Here is a 20,490-nt window from a genome sequence, read left to right as displayed (position 1 = left end):
CTTCTTCTTTGAACTAAGTTGTCGTTAGACGCGCCCACGCAGCGTGATGGTGGCTGTATCTAAGACGTGGCCGTTAATTTGATGGAGGAGGTCGTTTAACCAGAAACCATCGGCCAGATCGAGTTTCGTGTTCAGTGCATAAATGGTCAGACTGTAGTCATGATCCGCGTTTGGCGGGAAGGGCCCAGTGTAATTTTGATTAATCAAAGGGTCCGTATTGCCCACGAGGGAGCCGGCGTTGCTATTACGACCGTGTACGTGGGGGATGGCGTTCGTCCGGGACACGTCCATCGGAATCTCACGGGTACTACCAGGGAAATTGGCGGCGACCCAGTGAATCCACGGAAACCCACTCACGGGAACGGCGTCGAAATCAATGAGGTTTAACGCTAATGTTTGGGTCTTCTTCGGAATCTTATGAAGCTTAATGGGAAATGATTTAACGGGTTGCCCGCCATAAACATCATCGCCCGTCGCATATTTGCTAAATTCATCGGCTAAAAAGCCATTTTCTTCGGTTGGCACAACGATTCGCATGAAATCCCTCCTAGATATTAGGCACACTCTTCATTATACCGCAGTCATCCACGAGTCGCGAGTATGCATGAATAATGTATAAAAATACGAATGTATAGAATATAACTAATATATTTGCAAAATTAGCTTGATTTTTGCACGAAAGGGCGTATGCTAAGAACAACTTAATGAAACGACGAAAGGATTGACGCGGATGACCCCTCAAGCAAAGATTGAAATTTTACAGCATTTAATTCAGATTCCCTCAGTAAACGACCACGAGGCACAGGTTGCCGATTACATTGCCAGTTTATTTGCCCCCTATCCCCAGGCAAAGATTGAAAAGGTGACTTACGCGCCCGGACGCGATAATCTGGTGGTCACCATCGGTAACGCTGGGCCCCAACTGGGGTTGTGCGGCCACATGGATGTTGTCGCCGCGGGGGATGAATCCGCATGGCAGCACGCGCCGTTTGCCGGTGAGATCGTCGGTGATCAGCTCTTTGGTCGGGGCGCTTCGGACATGAAGAGTGGCCTTGCCGCCATTGTTATCACGTTATTGGAGTTCTTGGAACAGGGGACGCAACTTCCCGGGAGCATTCGCCTGTTGGCTACCGTGGGTGAGGAGACCGGGGAGTACGGGGCCGCCCAACTCACCGATGCGGGCTATGCCGACCAGTTGGCTGGTCTGGTCATCGCCGAACCGAGCGGGTTAGATAACGTTGTGTATACAGCGCGTGGTGTGATTGATTACAAGGTCGTTTCTACCGGTAAAGGGGTTCACAGTGCCCAACCGGAGAAGGGCATCAACGCCATTGATAATTTGATGAAATTTTACAACGCCGTGGGGCCCGTGATGGCCAAGTACACCAAGACCGATCCCGTTCTGGGTAGTCTGCTCCACAACGTTGACTTAATTTCTGGTGGTGAGCAGGTCAATTCGATTCCTGCCCACGCCGAACTCATGGCTAACATGCGGACGATTCCGGCCTACCCCAATCAGGTCATCTATGACGAGTTAGAAGCGCTAATTGCCAAACTCAATCAAGAACCCGGCGTCCAATTAGACCTGAGCTATAGTTTCCCCGAGGAGGCCATCCCCGGCGATCCGAACGCCTCGTTGGTCCAATTGGCCAAGCAGATTAGCGATAAAATTTGTGGTCATGACACGCAGGTGGTCGGGTCCGGCGGTGCGAACGATGGCGCCGAGTTCTTAAGGTCCAAGGCGGATTTCACGAGTATTGAAATTGGCCCGGGAAGTAACACCTCTCATCAAGTCGATGAATACATCTCGATCAAAGAGTACCTGCAGGCCGTTGATTTTTATGAAGCCTTGGTGCCAGCCTTCTTAGCCAGCGTGCAACAGGACAATCCCGTGCATAACTAATGCTTTTTAGTTACCATTGACAGGTAAATAGCGTAACCCGGACTGCCAAGCCGATGAGCTGACTTGGCGGTCCGGGTTATTTTGCTGTTGATTTAATTATTAAGTTTGAATATAGAATCTAGCAAACATCTAAAATTTTGTTCGCGGGGCTGGCATTTTCTCGCAGACGGTCTATATTAAAACGTAATTGTAAATGGGGGGGAGAAGTCACATGGCAAAGCGCAAACCATATGGGGTGGTTGCCTATCACGTGGTCGTCACACTATTAACCTTATTGTCGGTCGGCCTCGTCATTCTCGTGCTTTTTAATTGGGGCGACCGGTCGCTGGAGCTCACGATGATCAACGGGCTACTGATCGTATTTGCGGTAGACTACGTGATCCGATTGATTGGTGCTCGAGATCGCAAGATTTTTCTAATCAAGTCTGCTTTTGACTTGCTGGGGATTATTCCACTCCACCCCGTTTTTGCCTTCTTTCGATTGGGTCGGCTAGTGCGAATGATCCGCTACCATCACCTGTTTTGGCGCCTCCGGATCAATAGTAAGTGGACCCGCGCCTATCATCAATTTATTTATAAAACGGGTTTTATTTACCTTTTTTCTATTAGTGTCAGCATCATCGTGCTCAGTGCCTTTCTCTTCTCGCTCACGGAAAAACAGAGCTTGGCTAATTCCCTGTGGTGGGCGATAACGACGGCGACCACGGTGGGTTACGGCGATGAGACACCCCATACGGCTTTTGGAAAGATTATTGCCAGCGTCCTGATGGTTGGCGGCATCGGATTTATTGGGTTATTGACGAGCACTTTCAGCGGGTTTGTAGCCGATCGCAGTCAACAGGTTGTCACCCAACAGGAGGATCACGAACAGGCCGATTTGACGCAGTTGTTGACCAAGATCGACACGCTCACGGCGAAGGTCGATCACCTGCAGCAACAGCTGGATGCGGCTCAGCGCGAGCGGCATAAATGATGGCCGCTGTCCACACTGTCTGCCTTACCGTTTGCAAAATTTGGGCTGGAACGCTGGGAGGGCCGGCCCGAGCCATAGAGCGGTCTCGGACCTTGCTTTGAGCCGGAAGCCTGTTCTTTGGCTGCAGGCGGAATCCCTAGCAGGCGCAGGCAACAGATTTCGCGAAAGGCAAGTCGACCTGCGTGGATAGTGTTGCTAGAAAGATTGTTAATAGCGCAAATAAAAAACGCGTCCGCTCCGAAGAGCGTCGCGTTTAACGGACGAACTGTAAATTGTAATTCCCCTGACCGTCAGAGGTAATGGTATAGGTGGTGTATCCCGCCTGTAACCACTGATTCTTAGAGGCTTGCGCCCAGTTCTGCGCATCGTTGACCGAAGAAAAGGTGTGCACGGAGTCAAACGACGTTGGGTTGTGGCTACTCTGTGAGGAACTGGCCGCACTACTGCTGGATGAAACGGACGATTTCGTTTGCGCTTGGTCGAGGAGTTTTTGTTCCCGCGACTGGACGGCGCTGTTCGATTCATCGTTAATCATATTTTGAAGCTTTTGTTTTTGCGAGACGGTAATGCCGTTATCGTTGTAATCATCGTACTTATTCTTGAAGCTCTCGTAGGCACTCTGCTCAGAGACAGATGAAGCCTTGGCCACGAGTGACGCACTACTACTCGTGGTGGATACGGTATTGGTGACGGATTTGTTGTGGTGAGTGATGCCTAAGACCAACAGAATAGCGATGGCCAACGTTAAGAGCGTCATGACCCACGGCCACCAGCGCCGCGGCTTCCGTGGCCGCTGACGGGTGGGGCGATTTGGATCCTGATTGAAGTTATACCGTTGTACGCGTGATTTTGGTTCTTGGTTATTCAACTGAAAAACCTCCATGTCAGAAACGGTGTGAAAAAACAAGTTTGCCGCTGAAACGACAAACTACCACACTCTTCATCTTAACGCAAAATGGGTGCAGAAGAAAATTTTAAGCCAAAATTTTACGATTTCCTAGCTTTCTGACTACGGAAACGGTCAGCCTATTGTATGATAGTAGTGGAACTAAGTTTGAAAGGTGGTTTTTATTTTGCATAATGACATTCCCGAATTACCTCTAAACAATGGCAATCAGATTCCCCAACTGGGATTAGGCGTCTTCCAAGTCGATAACGCGGAGGACACCAAGAACGCTGTCAAATGGGCGCTCGCTGCGGGCTACCGCCACATCGATACGGCCGCATATTACGGCAATGAGCAGTGGGTCGGCGCCGCCATTCGCGAGAGCGACGTGAAGCGTGAAGACATCTTCGTCACGTCTAAATTGTGGAACAGCGAACGTGGCTACGATGAGACCAAGCAGGCTTTTCAGACCACGATCGACAAGCTGGGCTTTGACTACCTGGACATGTTCTTAATCCACTGGCCGGCTCCCGGTTACGCCGAAAGCTGGCGGGCCATGGAAGACCTGTACAAGGCCGGTAAGATCAAGAACATCGGGGTCTCCAACTTCAATCAAGCACAATTGGAGAAACTGATGGAAACGGCCACGGTTAAGCCAGTGGTCGACCAGATTGAAACACACCCGTATTTCCAAGAAAATGACTTGCACGCCTACCTGGAAACCCAGGGCATTCTGCATGAGGCCTGGAGTCCCTTGGGCGGTGGCAAGAACAATGCGTTGACCGATCCGATCATTAATGAATTGGCCGCCGCACACGACGTCAGCGCCGCACAGATTATTCTGCGCTGGCACATTCAGCGTGAGGAGATTGTGATCCCAAAGTCCACGCATGAGGCCCGGATTCAGCAGAACCGCGATATCTTTGCCTTCGGTCTGGATGAGGACGAGATGCGGGCGATTAGTGCCTTGGACGCCGGCAAACGGGTCGGTCCCGATCCTGCCGATGAGGCTTGGCTCAAGCAATCCCAAACGTATTCTAGTCGCAAATAATTAGCGGTAGCGGGGAATATCGTGGTCCTTGGCCTGAGCTTCCAGTTGGTCGGTTAATTGATTTACCACACTGAGGGGAACCTTGGCGAAGGGACTAAAGAGACGAGGGTGGTCCGGGTCGGGCACATCCTGCGTCTCTTTTAATTTAGACACCATCGAGACGAGGTCGTCCTTGTGATAACCTAGTTTTTTGGCGTAGTAGATCACTTCGCGGTAGCTGATGTTTTTGAAGTAAAAATAATAACAGAGACCAGCCGCGGTGAAATACCAAAAGATCGTCCATTCCAGGCCAACTTGCTTGGGCGCAATGATGCCGGTGAGGATGGCGACGATAACGAAGACGACGTATAGCAAAATTGACATGATCGCCCAAAATCGTTTGGAGGTCATAGGGTTCAACTCGATTCTTACGTGATTTTGTCTAGTTTACGGAGTTTGCGACCAAATTTCAAGTTATTTTGGGTAATCAGACGGCAGAGCGTGCCCGGTTTTTCCGAACGAAACGGTGGTCACTGAACTTTCCGGCAGTCAACTAGGCTCCTGGCTTGAAAAAAAGCGAAGCAATCTTTAAGATTCATTTAGGCCATGATTAAGGCCAGACGAAAATTTCGCATTTAATGATGAGTCGTGTATAATAGCACAGTATTGATGCAGACCGCTTTGGAAATGAGAGGTAGACAAATTGAATTTAAGCTTTGAAACCATCCAACCAGAAGATTATCACCAAGTAGACCAATTAGTGACCGCCGCTTTTACGCCCGCTCAGGCAACGGCAGGAACTGCGCCTAATTTGGTTCACCGGTTGCGGTCAACTTACGATTACCAACCCAGTCTAGAGGTCGTAGCGAAGCCTAAAGTTAGCCAGGTGGTGGGTCACGGCCTGTTGAGTCCCGTCACGGTTCGGGGCAATCGGCACACGACGACCATCTTGGCCTTGGCTTCATTGGCGGTGGACCCGGAATGGCAGGGTCAGGCCATCGGTAGCCAACTGCTCAGTGAACTGGAAGCGCGGGCGCGGCTAGCCGGGTTTGCGGCCATTAGTGCGGTGGGCGACATGAATTTCTTCGGGAGCCGGGGCTATGTGATGGCAGAAGATTTTTCCATTCATAATAGTCTGGCGGTTCCGATGGGCAGTCACCTGATTAAACCGCTGACGGCTGGGGCTTTGGCCCGGGTCGGGGGGATGCTAGAATATCCCGCCTCGTTTAAATAAATTTTAGATTAGAGGTTGACGGACTTTTCTCATCGTGCTATTATCAAATCAATCAAATAACGAACGCTAATTTCCATTACCAAGTAGCGTGTCATCTGGGTGTCAGAAAGTCGGTGGTTGCTGCGAACCGATCAGGGTGATTACGACGAAATACAGTGGAATGTCCTGCTCCGGCAGGCGGAGAATAACTAGAGCCGTTACCATCTAGTGAGTGGAGTGATTGGGTCTAGAACCAGTCTCTCAAGCTGGGTGGTACCACGGTTGAAGTCTAAATCGTCCCTGTTGCAATGTTGATTGCAGCGGGGGCGATTTTTTTGTACATAATCTAGGCATAAACAAAGAGGAGCGATTTCTATGAAAGAACAGAACAGCAAGCAAAATTGGAAGCCAGTTGGTTTCGGCGAAGCAATGATTATTTTAATTGGTATGTTATTGGTCATGGGATTAGGCGTTATCAAGTTTGGGCTATCCCCAATGAGTCCCGTCCTATTGGTAATTGCGTTGGTTATCTTGTGGGCCAAGGTCCGCGGCGCTAGTTGGGACGACGTGCACGGTGGAATTATCGACGGGATTAGAACCGGGATTATTCCCATCTTCATCTTCCTGTTAATCGGGGCGTTGATCAGTGTTTGGATTGCCGCTGGGATTATTCCATCCATGATGGTCTTCGGGTTCCACCTGATCTCCGCACAGTGGTTCGTCCCATCCGTTTTCTTGGTTTGTGCGATCGTTGGGACCTCAATCGGGAGTGCCTTCACCATTATTTCCACGATTGGGATTGCGTTGTTCGGGATGGGAACCACGATGGGCTTTAACCCCGCACTGGTTGCTGGAGCCATCATCTCCGGAGCCATCTTCGGGGACAAGACGTCGCCATTATCCGACTCCACGAACCTGGCTTCGGCCATTGCTGAATCAGAATTGTTTGCCCACATCAAGAACTTAATGTGGTCCACGATTCCTGCCTTCTTGGTATCATTGGTTCTATACTTCTTCATGGGCACGGGTTCTTCCGATGCCAATGCATTGGGCAAGATTAACAAGACGATTGCAACGTTAACTGGTAACTTCTCCATTACTTGGTGGGCGGCTTTACCTATTATCCTCATGTTTGTCTGTGCATGGCGGAAGATTCCAGCCATCGCCACTTTGTTACTCAATGTTGGTTTAGGTATTGTGATGTTATTTATTGAAAAGCCTAGCACGTCACTGAGTAGCGTGGCCACGATGATCGAATCTGGCTTCGTTTCCAAGACCGGCAATGCCAGCGTTGATGCCTTGTTGACCCGTGGTGGGATTAGTGCCATGATGTCCACCGTTTCCCTGATTATCCTAACATTGACCTTAGGTGGCCTGTTGATGAAATTCAACATCATCCAAACGGCCATGGTACCTTTGGCTCAGCGGCTTAAGAATACCGGTTCCGTGGTCACGGCAGCGATTCTTTCCGGTATTGGCGTCAACATCTTCGTTGGGGAACAGTACCTCTCCGTCATCCTGCCTGGAAAAGCCTTCAAGAAGACCTTTAACGATCGGGGCTTAGACAACTTGGCCTTGAGCCGGGTGCTTGAAGATGGTGGGACCGTGATCAACTACTTGGTTCCTTGGGGCGTTGCTGCTGTCTTTGCTGCCAACACGTTGGGCGTTTCCACGCTGGCTTACCTGCCATTCTGTTTCTTCAGTCTGTTATCACCCGTCTTCTCCATCCTCAGTGGGTTCACCGGTGTGGGCTTGAAGCGGTTGCCATCTGCTGACGATAGCAGTGCTACGGCCGCAACGGTGGCAACCCCCAGTCATGAAGGCCAAGGTGCTTAGTCAAAACGGTCAAGTGATTTCTGAGATCGACGACAGTGGGCGTCAGTAAACCTCTAGAATTTACTGGTGAGTCGCCGATTGCGTCATTTAAATTTAAATCGTATCCTCTGAAAGGCGTGAGCATTGGGCTCGCGCCTTTTTTACATCCTATGACTAAAGAATGGTCAGTTTCTAGTTGGCGAGAGAAATCACCATTAAGCTAGTTATCAATATTCATCTGCGGCCTAAGAAGCGGTTCTTAGGCTCGGTTTGAAGACTGACCAAAACCGAGTCTCCAAGCACGTCCACGCTGCAAACTGCTGCTCAGCTAGCACCGCTGTTACGGCTACCGGCATTGCTGGCTGACTGTGATTGAAAATAACTAAATGTGTCTTAAGATTGCTGCGATGGTAACGGCTATCCACGATAGTTGTTTACATCGCAGATAGCCGTGAGTGAGTCAAATTTGGTCTCAGCCGTGGGAGTTTCCAAGTGGTTTTGCTTGGAAACTGGCGACTTTGAGACGCGATTTTTCGGCTCAAAGCGAGGGAAAAGACAGGGCTTTGGCTTTTCCCGCCCTTCCCACAGCGTTCCAGACCAAATTTGGCGAACGGTAAGGCGGCCGGTGTACGACTCTTGTAATCATGACTAGCCTCGTCAGCTTCAATCGAAGCTGTTATGCCTTGACGTAGATGTAATCAGCCGCTTGGTCATTGAGGGTGAACTCGTGATGCGTGGCGTCTTCTAGGTAAAGTAGTCTTAGATCAGCATCATGAGCGGTAACTTGAAGAGCGGTGTCAAAGGGTAGGCCGATGTGCTGCAGATAAGTAATCAGGTCCGTCGACTCCAAATAACTATCCAGCGTGACGGTAGTAGCTTTAGGAACCATACTCAACCGCATGATGGGCGCGTCATCGAGTAACTTACTGGGATCGAGAAGGCCGCCAAAAGGACTGCGTTGCGGACTATCGAGGTAACGATCGAGCGTTTGCACAGTTTCTGTCTGTAATGTATCCGCCATCGCCCAGGCCTGAGCTGGGACGAGGGGCAAGGCCAGATTGAGTTTTTGCGTGAGAAACAATTCGCAGAGACGGTAATGGTAGAGTAGGCGGCTGGCGAGTCGTTTGCCCAAAGGCGTCAGGGTAACCCCAGTGTATCGTCGCCGTTCAACCAACCCAGCGGCCTGCAAGGATCGGGTCATTTCGGTGACGGTTGCCGGTGTGACTGCCGCAAAATGCATGATTTGTTTGTTGCTAACGCGCGACCGAGCGAAGTTGCACTCCGCGATGATTTTTAAATATGTATTTCGATGATGTAGCATCTAATCCTCTCCCCAATAGCTAAAAATAGTTAAGCACCCCTAAAAAAAGATTACAACAGTTCAAATTTTAAGGGTTTTGCGCACTTCCTGCAACTTTTTTTAAACGACTTGAATTTTAAACAATGAGAAAGTTCACTTTATTTTATAAGCAGAACCCCTATGTACCGGCATTTGGACTGTGGTATGTTGAGACCATCAAAAAAATAGTTTATGTGTCTGATGTGGGATGAGCGACCGGCAGGAAAGTTAAGGGGACAGCAATGTAAACGCTTAATAAACGAGATTATTTCTTTATTTATGCATAGATTAAAGTTAAGCCGCCCTAAAAAAGTATTTGCAATGGCTAACTTTTACGTTACAATGAATCCGGTAAGAAATTTTCGAGGAGGAGGCTTTTAACATGAGCGACAATGTTAAAAAGCACAAATTGATTGAATACGCCAATGGCCGTTCCCTAGAGGAAATTAACGGGACAGTGGCGGTTCCCAAGAACATTGGATTTTGGAAAGCGCTATTTATGTACTCAGGTCCTGGCGCACTGGTTGCTGTGGGGTATATGGATCCAGGGAATTGGTCAACGTCTATCACCGGTGGTCAAAACTTTCAATATTTATTGATGTCGATTATCTTGATTTCAAGTTTGATCGCGATGTTGTTACAATACATGGCGGCTAAACTTGGGATCGTGAGTCAAATGGATCTTGCCCAAGCGATTCGTGCCCGGACGAGTAAGTCACTAGGGATTGTGTTGTGGATTATGACGGAGTTCGCCATCATGGCGACCGATATCGCCGAAGTTATTGGGGCCGCGATTGCCTTGTATCTGCTGTTCCACATTCCGTTGGTCATCGCCGTCTTTATCACGGTTTTTGATGTTTTGTTACTGTTGTTATTGACTAAGATTGGGTTTCGGAAGATTGAAGCCATTGTTATGTGCTTGATTCTCGTGATCCTGTTCGTCTTCGCCTATCAAGTGGCTTTATCTAAGCCTGACTGGGCCGGTGTCTTTGCGGGTCTGGTTCCAAGCATGAAGACTATTTCATCTTCACCAACCGTTGGTGGTCAAACGCCAATCAGTGGGGCCCTGGGAATCATTGGGGCGACGGTTATGCCACATAACCTGTACCTCCACTCAGCCATTTCACAAACCCGGCAGATCAATCACAAGGATGAAAACGATGTGGCCCGGACCGTTAAGTTTGCTAGTCTGGATTCCAATTTACAATTAACGCTGGCATTCTTCGTCAACGCGTTGCTCCTCATCATGGGGGTTGCCGTCTTCAAGAGCGGTGCTGTGAAGGATCCATCCTTCTTCGGTCTGTTCCAAGCTTTGTCCGACACCAATACGATGAGTAACGGCTTGTTGGCCGGTGTGGCGAAGACCGGTGTACTCTCAACCTTGTTCGCCGTTGCGTTACTTGCTTCAGGGCAAAACTCAACCATTACCGGGACGTTGACCGGGCAAGTTATCATGGAAGGTTTCGTTCACATGCGGATGCCACTGTGGTTACGGCGGTTAGTTACCCGTTTATTATCCGTCATTCCCGTTTTAATCTGTGTCATGTTGACCAGTGGTAAGAGCGCCATTGATGAACACACGGCGTTGAATGATTTGATGAACAACTCACAAGTCTTTCTGGCCTTTGCCTTACCATTCTCAATGCTCCCGTTATTGATGATGACGGACAGTAAGTTGGAAATGGGCAATCGGTTCAAGAACTCTTGGTGGATTAAGGGTCTTGGCTGGTTCTCCGTTCTGTTGTTAACCGGTTTGAATCTGTACAATATGCCAGCTTCCATTCTCGGGTTCTTTGGCAATACACCATCAGCGGCGGATACCACGTTGGCGACGATTATTGCTTGGGGCTTGAACATCGCCATTGTTGCGTTGTTAGCTTGGACGGTCTTCGAATTACATCGGAGCGCTAAGCAGATGGCGGCCGATGTAGCAGCCGGTAATCAGGAACGTCATTAGGGAGGAGATCAGCAATGGCAACGACATTTAAACGGGTTTTAGTAGGGGTCGATGATTCGGCCGACGCACTGTTAGCTTTTAACTACGCGATTCATCAGGCCAAACGAGACGATGCCGAATTGGTGATTGTCTCCGTTCTGGAGAGCGACGACATGAACGTTTACCAGGCATTGAGTTCCGATTATATTCATGGCGAACACCGCGAGTTGGAACGGCACGTGGCCAAGTATCAACAGCAAGCCGAAGACGCTGGCGTCAAGCAAGTGCGGATGCTGGTGGCCGAGGGCGATCCCGGCGAGACGATTGTTAAGGACGTGATTCCACACGTTAAGCCGGACCTGCTCATCGTGGGTTCCGAGGCTAAGAAGGGTGCTCGGCGGCACTTTGGGAGCCAGGCGGCCTACATGGCGAAATACGCGCCAATCTCCGTACTGGTCATTCGTTAGCTTAATCAGAAATAAATTGAAGGGTCTGGGCCAAGCGTTCAGGCCCTTTGTGTTGTCAAAAGATTAAAGGGTTAGGTCACGTCAGTCGCGTGGTTTGCATGGTTAATTTTCAGTTGCGTGCGACGAGTAAGCGGTCGTGGGCGGGGATGCGTACACTAGATGTGAGCGAGGTAACTAAGTTCGAATAATTGGGGGATGACGAGACATGACCAGGTACAAACGAATCTTAGTAGGGGTCGATGAATCTAAAGATGCCGTAATGGCCCTAGATGCCGCGATTCAATTAGCTAAGCGGGATGCGGCTGAATTGGTCATTGTGCGCGTTCTGGAGAAGGAACGCCTGAATATTTACCAGACGTTGGACAGTGATTATCTTCGTGGGGAGCATGACGAGTTAAAACAGCAGTTACGGCAGTATCGCCGGCAAGCTCTGGCGGCGGGGGTGTCCGATGTCCGGATGATGCTGACCTCGGGTAGTCCCGGAGAAAGCATCGTGAAGGACGTGATTCCAGACGTTAAGCCGGATGTTTTAGTGATTGGGGCCTTGACCAAACACGGACTGAGCCGCCATTTCGGGAGCCAAGCCGCCTACATGGCCAAGTATGCGCCAATCACGGTGATCGTGGTTCGGTAGCATGGTGGAAGGTGACCGCCTTACCGTTCGCAAAACATGAGCTGAATCGCGGTAGGCAGGACGTCCCGAGCCTGAGAAGCGGTCTCGGAGCTCGCTTGAAACCGCCAAAGACCGACGTTTCCAAGTCGCCATTATCTAACCGGCGATCGCCGCTAAGATAATCCTACGGCTGAGCTCATATTTAGCTTCACTCACGTCTACGGTGGCGATGGCCAAGAACCAGCAGTGCGTGATTCGTTGTAGGATCCTCTGGCATTCAGCGAATTCACCACCGTATGCCGGAGGGGGCCAGTAATGGAGCCAGCCGTGACAACGGTGTTAGCTGGCGTGTTTTAGCCAGCTTAGACCGTGAGACGACTTGGGAGACTTGCGGGCTGTGCAAGGCTTCCAAGCGAGCCGGAAGCCCGTCCTTTGGCTGCAGGCGGTCTCCACAGCAGGCGGAATTGCTGGCAGCCGTAGGTAACTGTCAGGGTTAAACATTATGGCGTAGAGCCGCGATCCTGAAGTTGAACCTAAGCGAAAAGAAGCCCCCTGTCAATCGGTGGAATACCGAGCGGCAGGGGGCGACTTTGTGTGTGATTTTAGAGTATTAATGGGTGCACATTTTTAAGTGAAACTTCACGGCTAGTAGTTATCGCCGTTCATGATGGAGCTCTTAACGATGACGTAATCCACGGTCCGAATGTCCAGGAGGTTGCGGCCACCGGCATAGGAGATTGAGGATTGGAGATCTTCTTGCATCGCGTTCAGCGTGTCGGCAATGTCGCCACGGAAAGGTACCAGCATCTGCTTGCCTTCCACGTTACGGTAGGCGCCCTTTTGTTTCTCGGAAGCGGATCCCCAGTATTGTTTGAACGTCCGACCGTCAATCGTCAGGAGACTTCCCGGCGATTGTTGGTGACCGGCGAGCATAGAACCAATCATGACCATGCTGGCCCCGAAACGTACGGACTTAGCGATATCACCGTTGTAGCGAATCCCGCCATCGGCAATGATCGGCTTACGCGCGGCCTTGGCACACAGCCGGAGGGCGGCTAACTGCCAGCCCCCGGTCCCAAAGCCCGTCTTGAGCTTGGTGATGCACGCCTTACCGGGACCGATCCCGACCTTGGTGGCGTCCGCACCGGCATTTTCCAGTTCACGCACGGCTTCGGGTGTCCCGACGTTGCCGGCGATGACGAAGCTATCCGGTAATTTGGCCTTAATCTGTTGAATCATCCGAATCACGGAATCGCTGTGGCCGTGGGCAATGTCGATGGTGATGTATTCGGGCACCAAGTTGGCTGCGGCCAGTTCATCGATAAAGGCATGCTCGTCGGGTTTGACCCCCACGCTAATCGAAGCAAATAGTTGCTGGGCGTGCATGCGTTCGATGAATCCGCGACGTTCCTCTGGTTGGAAGCGGTGCATGACGTAGAAGTAGTCATTTTGGGCCAACCAAACGGCTAACGGTTCGTTGATGACGGTTTCCATGTTCGCTGGAACCACCGGAATCTTAAAGCGGTGGGGACCAAACTCGATACTGGTATCCGCGTCGTGACGGCTTTCAATGATACATTTATTCGGAATGAGTTGAATATCTTCGTAATCAAATACTTCGGCAGGATGCATAGAGGTCTCTCCTTAGTCGTGTAAGTTAGGCGTTCCAGACGTCTTGTAAAATGTTCGTCTGCTCGCGATTGGGGCCAACGGAAAGGGTGGCAATGTCCACGCCGACCAGTTCGGCCAACCGCTTAACGTAGTTTTGGGCGTTAACGGGTAGCTCTTCAACGGCATGGCAGTGGGTAATATCTTCCGTCCAGCCAGGTAATTCGTCATAAATTGGTTGGCAAGCGTCGAGGTCAACCAGACTTGCGGGGTAATGGTAAATCGTTTCGCCATTGAGTTCGTAGGCCTTGCAAATTTTGACGGTCTTCAGGCCGGTCAGGACATCCAGACAGTTCAGTGACAGACTAGTTAGCCCGGAAACCCGCTTGGCGTGGCGAAGCACAACGCTATCGAACCAGCCGATTCGACGGGGGCGTTTCGTGACCGTCCCGTATTCGTGACCGGTTTCACGGATGGTATCGCCAATCTCATCGAATAATTCGGTTGGGAATGGCCCATCACCGACCCGTGACGTGTAGGCCTTGCAGACGCCCACCACGTGGTCAATCTTTGTGGGGCCAACACCGGCACCAATGGTGACACCACCGGCGACCGGATTAGAGGAGGTCACGAATGGGTAAGTCCCATGATCGATATCCAGCATGACGCCTTGCGCGCCTTCGAAGAGGACGTTCTTACCGGCATCAATCGCATCGTTGATAACGACGGAGGTATCGGTGACGTGATCCTTAATTTGTTGGCCTAAGGCGTAATAGTCTTCGAAAATTTCATCAAAGTCTAGTGGTTCTTCATTATAAAGCTTCGTTAAAACGTTGTTCTTTTCAATTAAGTTTTGCCGTAATTTGTCGGCAAAGATGTCGTGGTCGAGTAAATCCGCCACGCGAATCCCGATTCGTTCGGCTTTATCCATGTAAGCGGGGCCGATACCCTTGTTGGTGGTCCCAATCTTATTTTCCTTGGTCTTTTCCTGTGCTTGATCCAACAGGATGTGGTAAGGCAGAATGACGTGCGCCCGATCGGAAATCCGGAGATTATCGGTGGCGACACCGTTGTCGTGCAGATAAGTCAGTTCTTCAATGAGTGACTTGGGATTGAGCACGACACCGTTACCGATGACGCTGGTTTTATCGGCGTAAAAGATCCCAGAAGGAATCAGCCGTAATTTGAATGTTTGACCGTTAAAGACAATAGTATGACCGGCGTTGTCACCACCTTGGTAGCGGGCAATGACATCAGCCTTCTCACTTAGAAAATCCGTGATCTTTCCTTTACCTTCATCGCCCCATTGGCTACCGACTACAACTGTTGATGACATAACAACACCTCATTACTTTATTTTGCCAGGCCGAACACCCAGCAAGAATTAGTGTAACAAGTTCGGGATTAAAAATCAACCGAAAAGCGAACTATTTCTGGATTAATTACAAATAAAGTTCTATTTATATCATTATAAAAGTGATTTTGGGGCACAACCAATGGAAAACACTCGCTAAAATGAGATGATCTGTGGTAAAATAGCTCATGAGTAATTTAACGGAACAATCGAAATAATGTTCGGGTTTTAGCTTATATTTATAGGAGGAAACGTATGTTAGAACGTTATACACGACCAGAGATGGGTCAGATCTGGTCATTGGAGAACCAATACAAGTCGTGGCTAGCCGTAGAGATCGCCATTGATGAGGCCTGGGCACAGTTGGGGGAAGTTCCAGTGGCTGATGCGCAGAAGATTCGGGCCAATGCGACCTTTGATGTCGATCGGATCGCGGAAATTGAAGCCGTGACCCATCATGATATGGTCGCCTTCACCCGGAACGTGTCGGAATCATTGGGTGCCGAACGTAAGTGGATTCACTTTGGGGTAACCAGTACCGACGTCGTGGATACGGCACAGGGGTACCGGCTGAAGCAAGCCAATACGGTGATTCGCCAGAGCTTAGTCGACCTGATTGCCACGCTGAAAACGTTGGCTCTTCGCTACAAGAAGACGGTCATGATTGGGCGGACGCACGGCGTTCAGGCCGAACCGACCACGTTTGGGCTGAAGATGGCGCGTTTCTATGAAGAAATGCAACGCAACCTGGGCCGATTCGATCGCGCAGCCGCGGAAGTCGAGACCGGTAAGATTAGTGGGGCCGTGGGAACCTTTGCCAACGTGCCACCCGAGGTTGAGGCTTTTGTTTGCGATCAGTTGGGGATTACTCCACAGCCGATTGCCACGCAAGTCTTGCCACGCGATCTCCACGCGGATTATGTGGCCACGCTCGCTTTGATTGGGACCAGCATTGAGAACATCGCGACCGAGATTCGGGGCCTGCAGCGTTCGGAAATTCACGAGGTGGAAGAACACTTCAATCCCGGGCAAAAGGGCTCTTCGGCGATGCCCCACAAGCGTAATCCGATTGGCTCGGAAAATGTCACGGGCTTGGCCCGGGTCCTGCGGGGTACCATGGTCACGGCCTATGAGGACGTCAGCCTGTGGCATGAACGCGATATTTCGCATTCTTCCGCAGAACGCATGATCTTACCGGAAAGCACCACGCTGTTGGATTACATGTTGCACCGGATTAACCGCATTCTGACGAATCTGGACGTGTTCCCGGAAACGATGAAGGCCAACATGGGGCGGACGTACGGGTTGATTTACAGCCAACGTCTACTGTTGAAGTTGATTGAGACCGGTCTGAGTCGTGAAGACGCCTATGACCTGGTTCAACCGTTAACTGCGCAGGCATGGGATCAACAGGTCCAGTTTCGGCCGTTGGTAGAAGCCAATACCGAAATCACGGCCCGGTTGACGCCGGCACAGATTGAAGACGCTTTTGACTACCATTATCATTTACGACGCGTGGATTATATTTTCCATCGACTCGGCTTGGACTAGCCATAACTATAGGGGGAATGCCAGATGAAGACGACCTATTCATTGACGGACGCAGAACAGAATTTTTTGGCATTGATGCAAGCGGCAAACGCGGGCGAACCAGTTAAGATTGAGGGCCATCATCAAGGGGCCATTCTCCTCAGCGAGGACCGCTGGGCGGCGATTCAAAAGCAACTCGTGGCGGCTAAGGAAAATACGGAACAACACCACCGCGCGTATTTGTACCGAGCGTGGGGGCATTTGTAGGGTTCAGTTAACAGGCTGACCATTAACAAGGCGGCCGTGTCCGTCACAATCGTTGCTGTAAGCAGTTGTGTTACTTTAGTGGTTGGTTAATTTTTACGTTGTCGTAGCCGAAGGAGGCTGGACGTGTTTGGAGACGTGGGTTACGGCTCCAGACCGAGGTGAAAGACCGCTCTTTGGCTTTCACCGGTCCCCACAGCAGGCGGAACTTCCAGCAGCCGCAGGCAATTATGACAAGACAGAAAATCAAAAAAGCCACACCGGCTCGGGGAGAGCACGGTGTGGCTTCTTTGATTGAGGAGTGAGGTCACTTTAAGGGGGAGTGACACTCATTTTAGAGGAGTTGGTTAGGCTTGAGGGAACCTAACCAGGGATTGATTCTCTTAGGGGGAGAGAATCTAAAAGGGATTGGATATTGAATTGAGTAGTAACAGTTATTGGCTAATTACTATGATTATTACTATACCCGGAGTTTGTGAATAGAATCGGGGGAAAGCTGTGACATCTTTTTGACCATTTACTAAAGGAAATCTAAATTTTTGAAGTTTTTCTAGCGTTGCTCGTCAAAGTAGGTCTGGAGAAACTCTTCCACATGGGCTTGATACCGGGCCGGATTGATCCAAAAACTCTCGGCGTGCGAGGCGTTCTTCACAATCCACAATTGTTTGGCGGCGTGGGTTGCCGCGTAGTTTTCATAGGCCATGCCCACCGGGACGTAAACGTCTTTTTCGCCATGGATGAAGAGAATCGGTCGCTTGTTCTTCCGCAGTTGATCGGTCGCCGTCACGTCGCCGAGGTAATAACCTAACCGGCGTTTAGAAATCGTGCTGACCAGCGGTTCAATCGGATACTTTGGCAGGTGAAATTGGCGTTTCAACAGGTAGGTCAACTCGGCCTCGATACTGGAATAGCCACAGTCGGCGATGATGGCCTTCACTTGTGGTGGCAGCGTTTCGCCCGAAAGCATTTCCATCGTGGCCCCGCCCATGCTGACGCCGAACAGAAGAATCTTAACATCGGCGTTTGCACGGTCAATCACTTGGCGAATCCACTGTAAATAATCTAAGCGGTCCAGCCAACCGAAGCTGATATATTTGCCGGCACTTTCGCCATGACCGCGATCGTCAGGCAAGAGAACGTTGAACCCCAGCCGATGATACATCTGGGCGAAGTTGGCCATGGTCTCGCCGTTGCCCTTGTAGCCGTGAGAAATAATCACGGTCTTGGTGCTCGGTGACTCGGCCGGAATGTATTCCGCGACCATGCGGTTGTTGGGGTCGTGTTCGTGCAGATACCACTTTTCCTTGGGGATGGCCTTATACCAATCGACATAGGCGTAGTAGGCATCGGCGTATTTCTGCTTGTCCGCAGAGGTTTCCGGGACGTAATTGACCCGTTTAAAGGCGAAATTAAAGAGGTGTTCGCTCGCGATCAGTGACGTCGCGGCAATTCCCGCCAACGGGAGAGTCCACGTCAATGTTTTCTTCTTCAATCAATCAAATCCTTTCGTGGTTGTGGTGAAAAACCAGACTAACTAAGTGACAGTTAGTCTGGCTATGATTTAGTCGAGATAGAGGCGCTTTAAATCGGTGATGTCGCGATGAGACAGTCCGAGAACATCGCGTAAATAGTCCTGGGCACCGCCGTATTGCGTGTTGACAATCTTGATGGCGGCGTCAAAGTAATCGGCATTCACGGTGTATAAGGCCCGCATGTTGGTGACAAAGATGTCGCCCAGGCCACGTTGCTTCGCGTCCGCACTCTGCTTGGCGATCCGTGGTGCGATGACCTTGTTGGTTAGCAGATAGTCTTCACGAATGACCTGTGGCTCGACGCCCAAGGCACTTAGAACAAAGTAGGCGCCCATGCCAGTCCGGTCCTTCCCCGCCGTACAGTGAAAGAGGACGGACTGGTTCGGCTGGTCGTTGGCCAGTAACGTGTTAAAGAAGTCGTGATAGGCAACCTGCGCGGATCGCAACGTCATCATCTGACGATAGACGTCCAACATGTGCTTGTAGCCGGATTGGTCATCCTTAGAGAAACGCTGGGCCAGCTGAACTTCGGACGCTGAGGCATCCGTCTCATCATCGGCCGGAAAGACGGGAAGAAAATGATATTTAACGCCAGCCGGCACCTTGTCAGGCGACTGTGCTTGTTCGTCCTTGGACCGAAAATCCACGTCCGCCACAACGCCATAGTCACTGAGCTGCTGCTGATCAGCGGGGGTGAGATTGGCCAATCCGGCGGTCCGAATCAGTTTATGCCATTTAACGGTGTGCCCATCAACCGTGGGGTAACCTCCTAATTCTCTAAAGTTGAGGCCGCCAGTCACGGCTAAAATTCGGTTGTTTGTCATTAACTTCCCACCCTTTCATGTCAGTTGCTACGCGTTCTATTCTAACGGTTTTTAGAGAAATTACCTAGTAATTGCTTCTGAGGGGGGCGCTTTTTCTCAAAACGCTGTATACTGGCATAAGAGAAAAAACATCAGGTTTAAGAGAATGGTGAAGGTAAAAAAGATAGGGTGATAGTCGTGAGTTTGCGTGGGAAATGGTTACTTTTCAAGACCCAGCATAGTCAGCTCAAGCAGCAGATGCAGCAAGCATTTTTACAACCCAGTCGGCAGAATCAAGCCGTGATCGCCAAGAAATTTCCGGAGTCCGTAGTGACCAAGGAACGTGAGGTCTTTGGCGGGCGGATTCTGACCGCTGGTTCCGGCGCGCCATTGCCCCAACATGTCATCTTACTACACGGCGGGGCCTACACCATGCAGGGAACGATCGGCCATCGTAAGTTGATGGTGGCCCTGGTTCAACAGGCAAATCTACGGGTTTCTTACGTGGATTATCCCTTAGTCCCCGAAGCCACGGTGGATCAGACCGTTTCGTTCGCGCTGAAGGCCTATGACTATTTACGCGCGCAGTATCCGGATGATCAATTCTTCTTGATGGGTGACTCGGCCGGCGGTGGATTGGCGTTGACGGTGCTCCAGCAGTTGCAAGAACAGCAGGCGGATTTACCGGCCGGCACCGTTTTGATCTCGCCATGGACCGATCTGAGCATGATGAATCCGGACCTTCACGTGGCGGCCAAACACGATCCGTTCCTGACCTTGGCGACGCTCAAGAAGATTGGCTATCAGTACGCCGGTGATCGGCCCGTAACCGATCCGGTCGTCAGTCCAATCTATGGCAATTTTGACGATCTGGGCCCCATCATGTTGTATTATGGGACCAATGAGTTGTTGTGGGCCGATGATCAACGGCTACTCCAGAAGCTAGCGAATGCGAGTGGTACCCCGTTCACCGCACATGCCATGAAGTCGATGCTCCACGATTACATCTTGTGGCCGGAGTTACCGGAATCCAAGAAAACATTTAAAGAGATTAAGCAGTTTATTCTAACGGGTGAGTTGGGATAGGTTCAAGAGGTGAGCAATCAGCGTGGCTGGTGGGTCACCTTTTTTCTACGTCTTGTCAATAGAAACATTGTTAAATCAATAGTTTATGGTAATTAATGCGGGGCACTGGCTAGGTGGCGAGACCTTTTGGCACCTAGT

At 50.5% G+C, this 20,490-nt stretch carries 19 protein-coding genes; 11 read left to right on the top strand and 8 right to left on the bottom strand.

What is annotated here, in order from left to right:
* Positions 1–24: 24 nt before the first annotated feature.
* Positions 25–537, bottom strand: a complete 513-nt coding sequence (locus HEQ50_RS09180) for a YbhB/YbcL family Raf kinase inhibitor-like protein (RefSeq protein WP_168900224.1) — start codon at positions 535–537, stop codon at positions 25–27.
* 193 nt (positions 538–730) lie between these two features.
* Between HEQ50_RS09180 and HEQ50_RS09175 the strand changes: the two genes are divergently transcribed.
* Both HEQ50_RS09175 and HEQ50_RS09170 read left to right on the top strand, forming a co-directional pair.
* Entirely contained in the window at positions 731–1,903 is a 1,173-nt protein-coding gene (locus tag HEQ50_RS09175) for an ArgE/DapE family deacylase (RefSeq protein WP_168900223.1), read from the top strand.
* A 211-nt stretch (positions 1,904–2,114) separates the two neighbouring features.
* Positions 2,115–2,876, top strand: a complete 762-nt coding sequence (locus tag HEQ50_RS09170) for a potassium channel family protein (protein WP_168900222.1) — start codon at positions 2,115–2,117, stop codon at positions 2,874–2,876.
* A gap of 253 nt (positions 2,877–3,129) precedes the next feature.
* Here the strand turns inward: HEQ50_RS09170 and HEQ50_RS09165 are convergent, their stop codons facing one another.
* Positions 3,130–3,744 carry a hypothetical protein gene (locus HEQ50_RS09165; protein WP_168900221.1) on the bottom strand — a complete coding sequence of 205 codons (615 nt, stop codon included), beginning with the start codon at positions 3,742–3,744 and terminating at the stop codon, positions 3,130–3,132.
* A 205-nt stretch (positions 3,745–3,949) separates the two neighbouring features.
* On the opposite strand from HEQ50_RS09165, the gene HEQ50_RS09160 reads away from it, so the two are divergent.
* On the top strand, positions 3,950–4,813 hold the full coding sequence (locus HEQ50_RS09160; protein WP_168900220.1) for an aldo/keto reductase: 864 nt from the start codon (positions 3,950–3,952) through the stop codon (positions 4,811–4,813).
* Here the strand turns inward: HEQ50_RS09160 and HEQ50_RS09155 are convergent, their stop codons facing one another.
* Positions 4,814–5,176 carry a hypothetical protein gene (locus HEQ50_RS09155; RefSeq protein ID WP_232842726.1) on the bottom strand — a complete coding sequence of 121 codons (363 nt, stop codon included), beginning with the start codon at positions 5,174–5,176 and terminating at the stop codon, positions 4,814–4,816. It abuts the gene before it with no gap.
* A 319-nt stretch (positions 5,177–5,495) separates the two neighbouring features.
* Between HEQ50_RS09155 and HEQ50_RS09150 the strand changes: the two genes are divergently transcribed.
* Together HEQ50_RS09150 and nhaC are read left to right on the top strand one after the other, a co-directional pair.
* Positions 5,496–6,026 carry a GNAT family N-acetyltransferase gene (locus HEQ50_RS09150; RefSeq protein ID WP_168900218.1) on the top strand — a complete coding sequence of 177 codons (531 nt, stop codon included), beginning with the start codon at positions 5,496–5,498 and terminating at the stop codon, positions 6,024–6,026.
* 408 nt (positions 6,027–6,434) lie between these two features.
* A complete protein-coding gene (gene nhaC / locus HEQ50_RS09145; protein WP_370520144.1) occupies positions 6,435–7,841 on the top strand; it encodes a Na+/H+ antiporter NhaC in 1,407 nt (468 codons plus the stop codon).
* 655 nt (positions 7,842–8,496) lie between these two features.
* On the opposite strand, the gene HEQ50_RS09140 is transcribed toward nhaC, so the two are convergent.
* Positions 8,497–9,141, bottom strand: coding sequence for a metal-dependent transcriptional regulator (locus HEQ50_RS09140; protein WP_168900216.1), 645 nt, complete (start codon positions 9,139–9,141; stop codon positions 8,497–8,499).
* Positions 9,142–9,541: 400 nt separating this feature from the next.
* Between HEQ50_RS09140 and HEQ50_RS09135 the strand changes: the two genes are divergently transcribed.
* The 3 genes from HEQ50_RS09135 (at position 9,542) to HEQ50_RS09125 (ending at position 12,196) form a co-directional block, all read left to right on the top strand.
* A complete protein-coding gene (locus tag HEQ50_RS09135; RefSeq protein WP_168900215.1) occupies positions 9,542–11,116 on the top strand; it encodes an Nramp family divalent metal transporter in 1,575 nt (524 codons plus the stop codon).
* A gap of 14 nt (positions 11,117–11,130) precedes the next feature.
* The gene (locus HEQ50_RS09130) at positions 11,131–11,562 is read left to right on the top strand and encodes a universal stress protein (protein WP_168900214.1); all 432 of its coding nucleotides are present in this window, start codon (positions 11,131–11,133) and stop codon (positions 11,560–11,562) included.
* A gap of 205 nt (positions 11,563–11,767) precedes the next feature.
* Positions 11,768–12,196: a universal stress protein gene (locus HEQ50_RS09125; protein ID WP_168900213.1), complete on the top strand. Its 429-nt coding sequence runs from the start codon at positions 11,768–11,770 to the stop codon at positions 12,194–12,196.
* A gap of 624 nt (positions 12,197–12,820) precedes the next feature.
* Here the strand turns inward: HEQ50_RS09125 and HEQ50_RS09120 are convergent.
* Positions 12,821–13,807 (bottom strand): GMP reductase, encoded by a 987-nt coding sequence (locus HEQ50_RS09120; protein ID WP_168900212.1) that lies wholly within the window; start codon positions 13,805–13,807, stop codon positions 12,821–12,823.
* Positions 13,808–13,832: 25 nt separating this feature from the next.
* The gene (locus HEQ50_RS09115) at positions 13,833–15,119 is read right to left on the bottom strand and encodes an adenylosuccinate synthase (RefSeq protein WP_168900211.1); all 1,287 of its coding nucleotides are present in this window, start codon (positions 15,117–15,119) and stop codon (positions 13,833–13,835) included.
* Between the two features lie 273 nt (positions 15,120–15,392).
* Between HEQ50_RS09115 and purB the strand changes: the two genes are divergently transcribed.
* Both purB and HEQ50_RS09105 read left to right on the top strand, forming a co-directional pair.
* Positions 15,393–16,688: an adenylosuccinate lyase gene (gene purB, locus HEQ50_RS09110; RefSeq protein ID WP_168900210.1), complete on the top strand. Its 1,296-nt coding sequence runs from the start codon at positions 15,393–15,395 to the stop codon at positions 16,686–16,688.
* A 24-nt stretch (positions 16,689–16,712) separates the two neighbouring features.
* A complete protein-coding gene (locus HEQ50_RS09105; protein WP_168900209.1) occupies positions 16,713–16,934 on the top strand; it encodes a hypothetical protein in 222 nt (73 codons plus the stop codon).
* A 547-nt stretch (positions 16,935–17,481) separates the two neighbouring features.
* Here the strand turns inward: HEQ50_RS09105 and HEQ50_RS09100 are convergent.
* Both HEQ50_RS09100 and HEQ50_RS09095 read right to left on the bottom strand, forming a co-directional pair.
* Positions 17,482–18,423, bottom strand: coding sequence for an alpha/beta hydrolase (locus HEQ50_RS09100; protein ID WP_168900208.1), 942 nt, complete (start codon positions 18,421–18,423; stop codon positions 17,482–17,484).
* A 69-nt stretch (positions 18,424–18,492) separates the two neighbouring features.
* Positions 18,493–19,287: a tyrosine-protein phosphatase gene (locus tag HEQ50_RS09095; protein ID WP_168900207.1), complete on the bottom strand. Its 795-nt coding sequence runs from the start codon at positions 19,285–19,287 to the stop codon at positions 18,493–18,495.
* Between the two features lie 177 nt (positions 19,288–19,464).
* On the opposite strand from HEQ50_RS09095, the gene HEQ50_RS09090 reads away from it, so the two are divergent.
* Positions 19,465–20,352 carry an alpha/beta hydrolase gene (locus tag HEQ50_RS09090; RefSeq protein WP_168900206.1) on the top strand — a complete coding sequence of 296 codons (888 nt, stop codon included), beginning with the start codon at positions 19,465–19,467 and terminating at the stop codon, positions 20,350–20,352.
* The last annotated feature ends 138 nt before the right edge of the window (positions 20,353–20,490 follow it).

The sequence above is a fragment of the Lactobacillus sp. HBUAS51381 genome (genome assembly GCF_012641095.1).
Lineage (GTDB): Bacteria > Bacillota > Bacilli > Lactobacillales > Lactobacillaceae > Levilactobacillus.
The sequence above is the reverse complement of the archived record's forward strand: the minus strand, read 5'-3'. Positions and strand labels throughout refer to the sequence as shown.

Coding starts and splice junctions, on each gene's coding strand:
- HEQ50_RS09180 (WP_168900224.1), bottom strand. CDS start 537: ATGCGAATCGTTGTGCCAACCGAAGAAAATGGCTTTTTAGCCGATGAA.
- HEQ50_RS09175 (WP_168900223.1), top strand. CDS start 731: ATGACCCCTCAAGCAAAGATTGAAATTTTACAGCATTTAATTCAGATT.
- HEQ50_RS09170 (WP_168900222.1), top strand. CDS start 2,115: ATGGCAAAGCGCAAACCATATGGGGTGGTTGCCTATCACGTGGTCGTC.
- HEQ50_RS09155 (WP_232842726.1), bottom strand. CDS start 5,176: ATGTCAATTTTGCTATACGTCGTCTTCGTTATCGTCGCCATCCTCACC.
- nhaC (WP_370520144.1), top strand. CDS start 6,435: ATGATTATTTTAATTGGTATGTTATTGGTCATGGGATTAGGCGTTATC.
- HEQ50_RS09140 (WP_168900216.1), bottom strand. CDS start 9,141: ATGCTACATCATCGAAATACATATTTAAAAATCATCGCGGAGTGCAAC.
- HEQ50_RS09135 (WP_168900215.1), top strand. CDS start 9,542: ATGAGCGACAATGTTAAAAAGCACAAATTGATTGAATACGCCAATGGC.
- HEQ50_RS09130 (WP_168900214.1), top strand. CDS start 11,131: ATGGCAACGACATTTAAACGGGTTTTAGTAGGGGTCGATGATTCGGCC.
- HEQ50_RS09125 (WP_168900213.1), top strand. CDS start 11,768: ATGACCAGGTACAAACGAATCTTAGTAGGGGTCGATGAATCTAAAGAT.
- HEQ50_RS09120 (WP_168900212.1), bottom strand. CDS start 13,807: ATGCATCCTGCCGAAGTATTTGATTACGAAGATATTCAACTCATTCCG.
- HEQ50_RS09115 (WP_168900211.1), bottom strand. CDS start 15,119: ATGTCATCAACAGTTGTAGTCGGTAGCCAATGGGGCGATGAAGGTAAA.
- purB (WP_168900210.1), top strand. CDS start 15,393: ATGTTAGAACGTTATACACGACCAGAGATGGGTCAGATCTGGTCATTG.
- HEQ50_RS09105 (WP_168900209.1), top strand. CDS start 16,713: ATGAAGACGACCTATTCATTGACGGACGCAGAACAGAATTTTTTGGCA.
- HEQ50_RS09095 (WP_168900207.1), bottom strand. CDS start 19,287: ATGACAAACAACCGAATTTTAGCCGTGACTGGCGGCCTCAACTTTAGA.